At 43.5% G+C, this 12,302-nt stretch carries 13 protein-coding genes, 1 tRNA gene and 1 riboswitch; of the genes, 7 read left to right on the forward strand and 7 right to left on the reverse strand.

Annotation, left to right across the window (positions count from 1 at the left end):
• The first annotated feature begins 91 nt into the window (after positions 1-91).
• From ACHAL6_RS14050 to rimI, 5 genes are all read left to right on the forward strand, one after another.
• Positions 92-165 (forward strand) — tRNA-Trp (locus ACHAL6_RS14050).
• A 433-nt stretch (positions 166-598) separates the two neighbouring features.
• The gene (locus ACHAL6_RS14055) at positions 599-1,093 is read left to right on the forward strand and encodes a GNAT family N-acetyltransferase (RefSeq protein ID WP_395271299.1); all 495 of its coding nucleotides are present in this window, start codon (positions 599-601) and stop codon (positions 1,091-1,093) included.
• 105 nt (positions 1,094-1,198) lie between these two features.
• Complete coding sequence (tsaE, locus tag ACHAL6_RS14060) at positions 1,199-1,660, forward strand: tRNA (adenosine(37)-N6)-threonylcarbamoyltransferase complex ATPase subunit type 1 TsaE (RefSeq protein ID WP_395271300.1); 462 nt, start codon at positions 1,199-1,201, stop codon at positions 1,658-1,660.
• Entirely contained in the window at positions 1,657-2,364 is a 708-nt protein-coding gene (tsaB, locus tag ACHAL6_RS14065) for a tRNA (adenosine(37)-N6)-threonylcarbamoyltransferase complex dimerization subunit type 1 TsaB (protein ID WP_395271301.1), read from the forward strand. Before tsaE ends, tsaB begins: the two co-directional genes overlap by 4 nt.
• 5 nt (positions 2,365-2,369) lie before the next feature.
• Positions 2,370-2,804 carry a ribosomal protein S18-alanine N-acetyltransferase gene (gene rimI / locus ACHAL6_RS14070; RefSeq protein WP_395271302.1) on the forward strand — a complete coding sequence of 145 codons (435 nt, stop codon included), beginning with the start codon at positions 2,370-2,372 and terminating at the stop codon, positions 2,802-2,804.
• 75 nt (positions 2,805-2,879) lie between these two features.
• On the opposite strand, the gene ACHAL6_RS14075 is transcribed toward rimI, so the two are convergent.
• The gene (locus tag ACHAL6_RS14075; protein ID WP_395271303.1) at positions 2,880-3,476 is read right to left on the reverse strand and encodes an ECF transporter S component; all 597 of its coding nucleotides are present in this window, start codon (positions 3,474-3,476) and stop codon (positions 2,880-2,882) included.
• Positions 3,477-3,567: 91 nt separating this feature from the next.
• Positions 3,568-3,683: riboswitch (FMN riboswitch) on the reverse strand.
• 135 nt (positions 3,684-3,818) lie between these two features.
• Here ACHAL6_RS14075 and ACHAL6_RS14080 point away from each other — a divergent pair.
• On the forward strand, positions 3,819-4,103 hold the full coding sequence (locus tag ACHAL6_RS14080) for a hypothetical protein (RefSeq protein ID WP_395271304.1): 285 nt from the start codon (positions 3,819-3,821) through the stop codon (positions 4,101-4,103).
• Between the two features lie 61 nt (positions 4,104-4,164).
• Here the strand turns inward: ACHAL6_RS14080 and ACHAL6_RS14085 are convergent, their stop codons facing one another.
• The 5 genes from ACHAL6_RS14085 to ACHAL6_RS14105 form a co-directional block, all read right to left on the reverse strand.
• A complete protein-coding gene (locus ACHAL6_RS14085) occupies positions 4,165-6,336 on the reverse strand; it encodes a Tex family protein (protein ID WP_395271305.1) in 2,172 nt (723 codons plus the stop codon).
• Positions 6,337-6,357: 21 nt separating this feature from the next.
• Positions 6,358-7,468 (reverse strand): peptide chain release factor 2 gene (gene prfB, locus ACHAL6_RS14090; RefSeq protein ID WP_395271306.1). Its coding sequence is split into 2 segments (ribosomal slippage): positions 6,358-7,389 and positions 7,391-7,468, totalling 1,110 coding nucleotides; the frame shifts between segments, so codons are not numbered across the junction.
• Between the two features lie 69 nt (positions 7,469-7,537).
• Positions 7,538-10,039: a preprotein translocase subunit SecA gene (gene secA, locus ACHAL6_RS14095; protein ID WP_395271307.1), complete on the reverse strand. Its 2,502-nt coding sequence runs from the start codon at positions 10,037-10,039 to the stop codon at positions 7,538-7,540.
• 262 nt (positions 10,040-10,301) lie between these two features.
• Complete coding sequence (hpf, locus tag ACHAL6_RS14100) at positions 10,302-10,838, reverse strand: ribosome hibernation-promoting factor, HPF/YfiA family (protein ID WP_395271308.1); 537 nt, start codon at positions 10,836-10,838, stop codon at positions 10,302-10,304.
• 128 nt (positions 10,839-10,966) lie between these two features.
• The gene (locus tag ACHAL6_RS14105) at positions 10,967-11,428 is read right to left on the reverse strand and encodes a hypothetical protein (protein WP_395271309.1); all 462 of its coding nucleotides are present in this window, start codon (positions 11,426-11,428) and stop codon (positions 10,967-10,969) included.
• A gap of 170 nt (positions 11,429-11,598) precedes the next feature.
• Between ACHAL6_RS14105 and ACHAL6_RS14110 the strand changes: the two genes are divergently transcribed.
• Positions 11,599-11,886 carry a hypothetical protein gene (locus ACHAL6_RS14110; RefSeq protein ID WP_395271310.1) on the forward strand — a complete coding sequence of 96 codons (288 nt, stop codon included), beginning with the start codon at positions 11,599-11,601 and terminating at the stop codon, positions 11,884-11,886.
• A gap of 54 nt (positions 11,887-11,940) precedes the next feature.
• On the opposite strand, the gene ACHAL6_RS14115 is transcribed toward ACHAL6_RS14110, so the two are convergent.
• Positions 11,941-12,273 (reverse strand): hypothetical protein, encoded by a 333-nt coding sequence (locus ACHAL6_RS14115; RefSeq protein ID WP_395271311.1) that lies wholly within the window; start codon positions 12,271-12,273, stop codon positions 11,941-11,943.
• Between the last annotated feature and the right edge of the window lie 29 nt (positions 12,274-12,302).

Consider the following 12,302-nt stretch of genomic DNA (forward strand, 5'->3'; position numbering starts at 1 on the left):
GTCTGAAAGAATTTATTCACAAATTGTTGACATCACTCATCAGGGATGCTAGAATAGACAACGTAGCCAACTTAAGGCTACGCAACCTTTTAGGGGTATAGTTCAATGGTAGAGCAACGGTCTCCAAAACCGTAAGTCTAGGTTCGAATCCTAGTATCCCTGCCATAGTGAATCGGTCTGGTACGATGTACCAGGCCGTTTTCTTTTGTGGTTCTTTAACGATAGGATGGGCAAAACAATGTAAGCTTATGATTTTGTTTTGATCTCTGGCATCATGCCCCTCTCTTCGGCATGATTTCACGGTTTCCTAAATAAGATGGCCAGAAAATAAGATTCCATTAAGATATCTTATATATTTTCATAGAAACTCATTTTATCTATTTTTATTTGACTTTGTCCTAATATGATATCCTTTAATATCGTTTTACTGAACAAAGTGGAGTTAACATCAGAAATACAGAGATAAACCAAGCTAAACCGGTCTGTTCTGGAATCACTCTTTTGAAATCACTCCTCTTTCATATTAAAATACATAGAAGTGTTCAGTATTAAGGCTTTTCATGCCAGCTGAAAATATCGAATTTAAAAGGAGTTTGAAATGATTACACTTCGACAGGATATCTTTACAGAGGATGCCCTAAAGATTGCCGACTGGCTGGAAGACCATGAAATCGTCGCTTATCTCAATGAAGAAGATCAGATCAGCGACCAGATAAGACAGATGGTGAATTCGTCGAATCTGCCCATCTACAACCAGATCTTTAATCGAAGAGGCTTATTCTATCTGATCTGCCTCCATGGAGAATCCATTGGGTACGTTAAATTTGTCCCCAAAAAGTCAGGTCATGAAATAGTGATTACAATAGGAGACAAAGGACTCTGGGGTCAGGGTTATGGGAAGACCGCATTAAAGAAAGCCTTAAGTGAAGCATTCTTCTCTCTGCGCTATGAGAAAATTGATGCGAAAATCAAAACCATGAACAAGAGATCCCTGTTCATGTTTGAGCACATCGGATTCGAGACAAACACGAACAGCACCGATATGCATCATCTATCCATGGACATGGATACTTTCCTGAAAATCGCAGCATAAGCATCATCTTACAGGTACAGCCTACGGGCTGTATTTTTTCGTGCTTTTATTCCGCTACCGCTTACGTTATAATGAAGAATGATTAAAATGAAATATGGTGATAAAATGAAAACAAGAATGATCAAAACGAATTCCGTGGAAGAAACAATGGAAATCGGCAGAAAAATCGGACGAAGTATCACCCGGGGCACCACAATCTGTCTTACGGGAGATTTAGGAACAGGAAAAACGCATTTTGCAAAGGGTTTTGCAGAAGGTCTAGGTATCACAGATACCATCACCTCTCCTACGTTTACCATTGTGAATGAGTATTACGAGGGAAGAATCCCTTTCTTCCATTTTGATGTATACAGAGTCAATGATATCGACGAGATTCTCCAGGTGGGGTTTGAAGAGTATGTATACGGCCAGGGTGTTACACTCATTGAATGGGCAGATATGATCGAGCCCATATTACCAGATGAATTCATCCACGTAAAAATTGAAAAGACACAGAATGAGGATGAAAGAAGGATCACACTGAAATCATTCGGTAGAGACTATGACTTTCTGGAGGGAATAGAATGAAAATATTAAGTATTGATACCTCATCCAACAACTGCTCCGTTGCAGTGGTGGATGAAAATGCCATGCTCGGGGAGATCAACATCAATTACAATCTTCAGCACTCCGTACTTCTGATGCCGCTCATAGAAGAGCTTCTGACAAGGCTTGACCTGAAGGTGAAGGACTTGGGTGCGCTGACTGTTTCAACCGGTCCAGGGTCCTTTACAGGCCTCAGAATCGGTCTTTCGGCAGTGAAAGGACTGGCTCTTGGCTCAGACCTTCCCGTTTTCGCATCCGATGCCCTCTCTATCCTTGCTTATGGCGTATATGGATATGGCGGCGTTCTTGTTCCCATGGTGGATGCTTTAAGGGGTGGTTTCTATACGGGATTCTACACTTTCAGAAATGGGAAGCTGATAACACTCATGGAACCAGCAATTCTGACCTTAGCGGAAGTGAAGGAAAAACTGGAGAAGGAAGAAAAGGAAATTCTGATTTTAGGTGACATCGTCGATAAAATGACCGATGAAGAGCTGAAGTTCAAGGAAAATGTGTCCATTGCACCCTCATCCCTCAATATCCCCAGGGCCAGCAGCATTCCCTACCTGCTAGGGGAAAGAATCCGGTCTGGTGAATCAGATGACATACACAGCCTGGTACCAGTCTATATGAGAAAAAGCCAGGCGGAATACGAATATGAGAAAAAGATCGGTATGCTCAAATGAACCTGATGGTTGAAATCAAAGAAATGCAGCCTCAGCATGTGAATGAAGTCTTCAGCATATCCGCAGCAGCCTTCCCTCTTCCCTGGGCCAAGGATGAGCTCATAAGGGAAACCATCAATCCCAACGCACTGAACCTGGTTGCACTATATGAAGAGAAAGTCATCGGATATGTCCAGTGCTGGTATACCTTAGACAGCGCTGACATCATTAATGTCGCTGTTTCCGATGCTTTTAAGAGGCAGGGCGTTGGTCATCGTCTGATCCGGGATCTCATCCTGCATCTGAAGGAGAGAAATGTGGAAAATGTATTTCTAGAGGTTCGGGTCAGTAATCTGCCTGCGCAGAGACTCTACAAGTCCATGGGTTTCATCACCCTCAGTAAAAGAGAGCGGTATTATGTCAATGGTGAAGATGCTCTGGTCATGAATCTTCAGATTTGAATTCTGAATATAAAACAGCCTCATCAGATCAGATCTGATGAGGCCTTATTATTTGTCTATCTATTTATTTTTCTTTCAGACGGCTTTGTGAAGCTTTGGGTAGCTTTTCTGAAATCGCGCTTCCTTATTGATGAGGGAAGCTACACGATTATAGAAGAGAATACCTACACCTGAAATGATCATTCCCTTGATGAAGTTGAATACTGGAATACCGTAGAACAGATAGGATCTCAGCATTTCAGCTTCCATTCCTCCTGGGAAATACAGCGGAATCAGTATGTAGTAGTTGGCGAGCATGGCCAGTGGAATCATAACGATGGATCCCAGAAGTGCGCCTAAGATTGCACCTTTTCTGGTTTTGAACTTCTTGAATACCATGGAAGCGGCAAATACATAAGAACCTACTACGATGATGTTCGCGATTTCTCCTATACCACCTGAAGAACTTCCTTTAATGGTGAAAACCAGAAGATTTTTAAGGATTTCCACACCCACTCCAACCAGAGGTCCGAATGCGAATCCGCTGAGCAGTACCGGTACTGCCGAAAGATCGACTTTCAGCCATGGGAAGGCAGGTAGGATCGGAAATTCAAAATAGGTCAGTATGAATCCCAGTGTCATAAGAAGTGCAGCCTTGACGATGATGTTGGTTTTTTTTGATATGTTTACCATGAGTAAACCCCTCCTAAAGATTGCTATCTCCAGAAGATTGCTTAGAAAAAAGCCCTGATTTCATAGAAATCAGGGCGCGAAAGCTAAAACAATCATTCTTCTTCCATCCAGACTTTAACTGTCGGCTTCGGAGTTACACCGAATCAACCTTGCGGTTCGTGGGCTATTACCACCGGTGGGGAATCACACCCCGCCCTGAAGACGCTATTTAATTTACAATATGATAGTACCATGTTGTTATTATTATGTCAATAGGGCTTGTCCTGTGGTACAATTATTATGAAAATGAAGGAACGTATCCATCGTTTTTCATAATACATATAACCCTGGGAGGATTTAACTATGAAATCATCAATGAAAACGCAGATTCTGGAAGAAGGTATGAAGCTTCTGAAGACTTTCACCCTCTCCTATCCCTATGGATTATATAAAGATTGCCTTTATTCCACAACTTATGATGAATTGTCCAGATGGCTGAGAAATACCATCTCCTATTATAAAGAATCCTCTCTCCTGAAGCAGGAAGATCCTTTCGTCATCTATCTGAATTCATTCAGAGGTAAACTAGGCAACATAGATCGAACAGAATTCCAGAAGATTCTGAGACAGATTAGCGAAACATTATAACTCACAGAAAAAGACAGGAGTCCATCAGCGCTCCTGTCTTTTTCACTTCAGCTGTATCCTGTTATGAATCTGCTTCAGCAGTTTTCTGGTCCTTGTTGAGACCTTTCATGCTTAAGCTGATTCTTTTTCTTTTCAGATCCACTGAAAGCACCTTCACATCCACCACATCCCCGGATCGCACAAAGGTAAGGGGGTTGGTGACGTATCTGCTGGACAGTTCGCTTTTATGGACCAGTCCATCCTGATGGACACCGATATCGATGAATGCGCCGAAATCCGCAACATTTCTTACAACACCGGAAAGGACCATACCTTCCGAAAGATCCTTCAGTTCAATGACCCCTTTTCTGAATACAGGCTTCGGAAGATCTTCTCTGGGGTCTCTGCCTGGCTTCTGCAGCTCCTTGATGATATCCTTCACTGTAGGTTCTCCAAGGCCGGTAAGATCACAAAGCTCTTTTAGTCCGAACTCTTTTCCTCTTTCCTCGATATCACTTAACCCTGTTCTAGATAACTTCTTCTTGTCATATCCCAGTTCCTTCAGAATCAGATATGCCGCCTGGTAGGATTCAGGATGCACACCAGTCGTATCCAGAAAGTCTTTCCCTTCTCTGATTCTAAGGAAGCCCGCACACTGTTCGAAGGCTTTGTCTCCAAGTCTCTTCACTTTCTTGAGCTCTTTTCTGGAAGTGAACTTTCCTGTTTCATCTCTATAAGCCACGATGTTTTCTGCGATGGTCTTATTGATTCCGGAAACATAGGACAGAAGAGCCGGTGTTGCCACATTAAGGTCTACCCCTACTTTGTTTACGGTATCCTCCACGACTCCGGATAGAGATGCGTCCAGTTTCTTTTTGTTCATATCATGCTGATACTGTCCTACGCCAATGGATTTCGGATCTATCTTGACAAGCTCTGCAAGAGGATCCTGAAGTCTTCTGGCAATGGATATGGCGCCTCGGACTGTAACATCCAGATCCGGATACTCTTCATTGGCGACTTTTGATGCACTGTATACGGATGCGCCGGCTTCGTTGGTGATGACGTAGGAAAGATCGATGTTCTCTTCTTTCAGCTCTTCAATGAGCTCCATCAGGACCAGTTCGGATTCTCTCGACGCAGTTCCGTTTCCAAGAGAAATGACTTTCACATTGTATTTACGGATCAGATCCTTCAGGATTCTTTTTGTACCCTTGATGTCCTGTCTGGGCATGGTAGGATAAACCGTCGCTGTATCCAGATACTTGCCGGTTTCATCCAGCACTGCAACCTTGCATCCTGTTCGGAAGCCCGGATCATAACCCATGACACTGTAGCCTCTTATCGGCGGCTGAAGAAGCAGAGATTTGAGATTCTCCTTGAACACATCGATGGAAGAGTTCTCGGCCCTTTCTGTCAGTGTGTTTCGCAGCTCTCTTTCCAGGGAAGGAAGAATCAGACGCTTCAGTGCATCCGATGCGGTGGCATGAATCACCTCATTGCAGGACGCATCCTTTGTGACATATCTTCCCATGATGGCTCTGTGGGCTCTTGTCTCATCGACACTCACAGTAACCTTGAGAATCCCCTCTTTTTCTCCTCTGTTGATGGCGAGGATTCTATGACTGGGCATTCTAAGGGCAAATTCGGTTCTGTCATAATACATTTCATAAGCTGTGTTTTCCTTGTCGCCCGAAGTTTTCAGCTCAGCTGTCTTCACATATACGTTTCGAAGCATCCCCTTGAGGTCCGCATCTTCCGACATATTCTCCGCCATGATGTCCATGGCAAGCTTCATGGCATCTTCCTCGGTTTCCACTTCATCATTTATGAATTCCTTCGCTTTTTCCTTGGGATCCTTTCCCCCTGAGAGAATATACTCCGCTAAAGGTTCCAGTCCCTTTTCTCTGGCGATGGTTCCTCGGGTTCTCTTTTTCGGTCTGAAGGGAAGATAGATGTCATCCAGTCTGGTGATGGTTTCCGCTTTCTCGACGTCCTTTTTCAGGTCGTCAGTGAGATTACCCTGCTCTGTCAGAAGTCTCAGAATGTCTTCCTTTTTCTGTTCCAGCCCTCTCAGATACTCCAGCCTCTCATGAAGATCACGGATAACATGATCTTCCAGGGATCCTGTGGCTTCCTTTCGATATCTGGCGATGAAGGGAACCGTTGCCCCTTCATCCAGTAGCTTCACCGTTCCTTCCACCTGATCTTTTCTGACATTGAGTTCTTTTGCGATTCTTTCAATTATATTCATTTACTCTTTCTCCTACTCCGTTTACAGGCTGCCGTTGCTGTTCTGCTTGAGATACGCACTGATGAAGAGGTCGATATCTCCATCCATGACGCTGTCCACGTTTGCGTCTTCCGCTAAGGTGCGGTGGTCTTTCACCAGATTATAGGGATTGAACACATAACTTCTGATCTGACTGCCCCAGCCCACATCCTTCATTTCTCCGGTGATGTCCTCGATCTTTTCTTTGTTCAGTCTTTCTTTGATTTCCACAAGTTTCGCTTTCAGCATCTTCATAGCGGTTTCCTTGTTCTGGACCTGACTTCTTTCGTTCTGACAGGTAACAACGATTCCCGTTGGAAGATGAGTGATACGGACTGCAGAGTCCGTTGTATTGACATGCTGACCGCCTGCACCTGTACTTCGATAGGTATCGATTCTCAGCTCATCGTCTTTTATGGTCACTTCACTGTCGTCTTCAAGCATGGGTACCGCTTCCACCGACGCGAAACTCGTCTGGCGTTTCCCGCTGGAGTTGAAGGGTGAAATCCTCACCAGTCTGTGAATGCCTTTTTCCGCCTTGAGGTATCCATAGGCATAGGGTCCTTCAATCTTCAGGGAAGCATCACGGATGCCCGCTTCATCTCCTTCGATGAGGTTCACAAGTTCCACTTTATAGCCTTTCTTTTCTGCCCACCGGGTATACATTCTAAGCAGCATGGAAGTCCAGTCCTGGGCATCCGTACCACCTACCCCGCTTTTCAGGGTGAGAATCACATCATTATGATCATATTTTCCAGATAGAAGGACACGCAGATGCATGGCTTCGACCCCTTTTTTCAGATCCTTCACTTCTCTAAGCAGATCTTCCTCCATGGACGCATCCTCTTCGGAAAGTTCGATCATCATCATGGCGTCTTCCACTCTTTCTGCAAGATCATGGTATTCTTTCACTACATTTTCAATGTTCTTTTCTTCCTGAGTTATCTTTTTCGCATTTTCAAGATCTTCCCAGAAACTCTGCTCCTGCATCTTGAAAATCAGTTCCTCTCTTCTTCTGGATAAAGCTTCGATGTCAAAGAGACACCCGGATTTCATCCAGTGATTCCTTGAAGCTTTTCAGTTCATTGACCGCTTCTACCATCTTCGGTAACATTTTCATCACTCCTATAGTATTCATTTCATTTCAAAATAGACCTGGTTTCCCAAGTCTATTTTATCTTTTCTATTTTCCTGCGCCGTGACAGTTCTTGTATTTCTTGCCACTGCCGCATGGACAAGGCTCATTTCTGCCGACTCTTGTGTCTTTCACTACAGGTTTTCTCTTTAAGGTTGTGTCCTGATTGGTGGAAGTTTCCTTGGCAACCTGTTCACGTTCAATCTTTTCTTCCTTGCGCACTGCAATGTGAAGAATGTACTTGATTGTATCATTGTTGATGGAATTGATCATCTCATCAAACATTTCCGAACCTTCAAACTGATAAGCCTGGACGGGATCCTGCTGCTTGTACGCACGCAGACCGATACCTCTCTTCAGATGGTCCATGTTGTTGATGTGCTCCATCCATTTCGTATCTACAACTTTCAGAAGAATGACACGTTCGATTTCTCTGATCTGCTCTCCGACTTCCTGTTCCTTCTCTTCATGGATGGAAACTCCGATATCGTAAAGCATTTCCTCGATTTCCTGATTGGTCATTTTCTTGAGCTTCTCAGCATTCAGTGTACCATGAGGGACGAAAATATCTTCCATATACGTGATCAGCTTTTCGATTCCTTCTTCTCTTTCTGAACCGTTTGAAAGATGGATGTTCACCGCCGTGGAAACCACATTATGAAGCATCGCACGAATGTTGTCCTTGAGATCCTTTCCTTCAAGCACCATCTGTCTCTGGCCATAGATCACTTCTCTTTGCATATTCATGACATCATCATAGCCAAGAAGGGTTTTTCTGGTGTCGAAGTTGTTTCCTTCTACTTTCTTTTGCGCATTCTCAATGGATTTGGTCACCATCTTTGATTCAATGGCATCATCCCCAAGACCCATGTTATCGATCATTCCGAAAAGTTTTTCGGAGCCGAAGATTCTCATGAGATCATCTTCCAGTGAAAGGTAGAATCTGGATTCTCCGGGGTCTCCCTGACGACCGGAACGCCCTCTTAACTGATTGTCGATACGTCTGGATTCATGTCTTTCCGTACCGATGATCTTGAGACCGCCCACGTCGATGACATGGTCTCCCAGCTTGATGTCTGTACCTCTACCAGCCATATTCGTGGCAATGGTGATGGATCCGGGTTCACCGGCACCAGATACGATTTCAGCTTCTTTCTCATGGTACTTCGCATTCAGCACTTCATGAGGCACACCGTTCTTCTTCAGCAAGGTGGAGAGATATTCCGACTTCTCGATGGAAGTGGTTCCCACAAGTACAGGCTGTCTCTTCGCGTAAGCTTCCTTGATTTCCTGTACCACTGCCTTATATTTTGCCTGTGCATTTCTGTAGATGAGATCCGGCTGGTCGATTCTTCTGATGGGCTTATTGGTTGGGATGACGATAACATCCAGACCATAGGTATGTCTGAATTCAGCTTCCTCTGTAAGGGCTGTACCGGTCATACCGGAAAGTTTCTTGTACATTCTGAAATAGTTCTGGTAGGTGATGGTCGCAAGTGTCTTTGACTCTCTTTCGACCTTTACGCCTTCTTTTGCTTCAATGGCCTGATGGAGTCCATCGGAGTATCTTCTACCTTCCATCAGACGACCGGTGAATTCATCTACGATGACCACTTCATCGTCTTTGACCATATAGTCTTTATCCACTCTGAACAGGTAGTTCGCCTTCAGCGCCTGGGTCACATGATGCTGGAGTTCCATGTTCTTTGGCTCCGCATAATTTTCCAGATGGAAGGTTTTCTCCGCTTCCTCTACTCCTTCTTCTGTAAGAACGACAGACTTGGCTTTTTCATCCATAGTATAGTGAACATCTTTCTTCAGCTGCTTTACAAAGAAATCTGCCACTTTGTAGAACTCGGTGGATTTGTCTCCCTGACCTGAAATGATCAGTGGTGTTCTCGCTTCATCGATGAGGATGGAGTCCACTTCATCGACGATGGCGAAATTCAGTTCTTTCTGAACTCTTCTTTCGGCATAGACCACCATATTGTCTCTCAGATAGTCAAATCCGAATTCGTTGTTGGTACCATAGGTGATGTCCGACTGGTAGGCTTCTTTTCTCTGCTCGTTTGTCAGTCCATGAACAATGACACCACAAGTCAGACCTAAGAACTCATAAATCTGTCCCATCCAGTCTCTGTCTCTTGATGCCAGATAGTCATTGACTGTAACAACATGTACGCCGTTTCCGGTCAATGCATTGAGATAGGAAGGCAGCGTCGCCACCAGCGTCTTACCTTCACCGGTCTTCATTTCAGCGATTCTTCCCTGATGAAGAATAATACCGCCAATGATCTGTACGCGGAAATGCTTCATGTTCAGTACTCTGGCAGAAGCTTCTCTTACTGTCGCGAAAGCTTCTGGAAGGAGATCATCCAGCGTTTCTCCCTTTTCCAGCCTTTCCCTGAATTCCACTGTCTTCGCCTTCAGCTCTTCGTCTGTCAGTTTCTGAAACTCGGCGTCCAGGGCTTCCACCTGGTCTGCAAGAGGCTCGATTCTTTTCACTTCCCTCTCACTGTAGGTCCCAAAAACCTTATCAAATAATCCCATTTTTTCAACTCCAAATTTTTATTTAAATCCTGATTGTCGTGTCACGCCATACTCATTCCTCATGTTCTGCCATAAGGTATAATGGCCCAGATAATATTATAGCACTTATCCACAAGATATATCAATATTTCAGGCTCCTGCAGGAGACTGAATCTATGATTCTTTTGCCATCTTACCCCATGAAAATTAATTTAAGGTTAACTTCCCGATTCTGTCCCAAAGTAAAGGGAGCATCTTTCGATGCTCCCGGCAGTTTATATATTTAGTCATCTTCTCTTTCAAGGAGACCATAATTGCCATCTTTTCTCTTATAGACTACACCAGTTTCTCCTTCTTCATCTTCAAATACATAGAAGTTATGTCCTAAGAGTTCCATCTGAAGAACAGCTTCTTCTTTTGACATAGGCTTCATGGAGATTTTCTTGGTTCTGACAATTTTAGGGGCGTCATCACCTTCCAGCTCTTCCAGCTGAGTGAAAGCGGTATCGTTGAATCTTACTGAAGGATCACCTGCTTTTCTCTCGATTTTCGTTTTATATTTTCTGATCTGTCTTTCCAGTTTATCCTGTACCAGATCGATGGATTTGTACATATCATCGCTGGATTCTTCTGCTCTTAAGAGAACATTACCGAAGGGGATCGTCACTTCAAATGTCTGATCCATTTTTGTCACACTTAGTGTGGCTCGAGCTTCCACGGGCTGATTGAAATATTTATCAAGCCTGTTGAGTTTGTTCTCTACCGCCTCCTTTAAACCGTCTGTAAGTGTAATGTTTCTTGCATAAATGTATGTCTTCATATGGTTTGCCCCCTTGTTGATTTAATGTTTATGATAGTTCTATTTTAAATTAAAAACGGCATTTTATCAAGCTGTATTCGCCCTTTGACGAAATTTTCAATCAATTTGAGTTTGCTGATTCCTGAGTCTCAAAGGATATTCACGGATTCCAGTTCACCGATGTATCCGGATGTTTCATCAAGGTTTTCCAGAATGCTGAAGATGTATGCACTCTCCTCCGCACTCAGGTGTTTCTTTCTCGTCAGCACATCAATGGATTCCGGTGTAGAAATGGTTTTTTCAAACCACATGATGAGAATACCTTCCTTGTTGTACAGCACCTTGGATTCGTTGCGGAAAAACTTATTCACGCCGATTCCTTTCCAGTGCAGTACATCCGAACCTTCCGTGGGAATCTCGAAGCCTCTTTTGATTTTCATCTTCCCGTTTTTCCGGAACTCCACCTTTTCCTTAAGCACCAGATTTTCTCCCTTGTGCATAAGCTCGTAATTAAAGGAGATCGTATCAATACTTCCTTTCTTCCATAACGGACATCCAGAATACTGTAAAAACCATCTGCCTTCCATCTTCTTCAGTTCCCGGTCATTCATAAGCAGCACCTCCTTGTTTCCCTTTTACCTATTGTACCTTAGAAACTCAAATTAGATTTATCCAATTAATGAAGTTTATATTAATACTATGAAGTATTTTTGAAATCAAACTTTGTTTTGGTATAATTGTACTATGTTTATCCTGAGGGATAGTTTTAGGAGTTGATAACATGGATAGTGGTACCCTGAGACTCATTGGATTGATGCTGCTCTTTATTGTCGGGGGTGGTCTATACAGTCTGGTCATGTCTTATTTTACAAAGAACAGTTTACTGAGGTTTCTTCCTTCCATCGCGGGAATCATTCTGATTCCATATCTCATCTATCAGATGTATTATGGCAATCTGGAAGGCTTTCTCCCCCTTGCCTACCTGCTCTTCGTATTCATGATCCTTTCGGTCATACTAGGAAATACACTGACCAATATCGTATTGAATGTCATACGGAAACGAAAATGATTCGTAATAAAGGCCGGATAGAAGTGATGCATCACTTCTATCCGGCCTCATTGCTTATGCGTTCTTCCAGTTCACAGTAATCACCACGGTGCCTCTCGCACCCTCTTTAAGATTCGCTGTGTATCCTAGTTCCTTCAGTTTCACCAAGAGCGGCTTACGCAGATCCTCAATGAGTTCATCTTCTTCAAAGAAAAACACTTCTTTTTCTTTTCCGAGATAGGAGGATCGCCCTACTCTTTTCTTTATTTTCTGCAGTATATCTTCAATTTTAACTGTTTCATCAGATAATGCTCTCACAAAGATTTCCAGCTTTATCTCTGATAAGTCATCAGGAAGATCCGGAAGAAGCTTCTTCAGCTTTTCCCCATCGATGACATCTCTGTACATGTAATCACCCTTCTCCCAAAACCAGCTGC

It is taken from the genome of Proteiniclasticum sp. C24MP, assembly GCF_043951855.1.
Lineage (GTDB): Bacteria > Bacillota > Clostridia > Clostridiales > Clostridiaceae > Proteiniclasticum.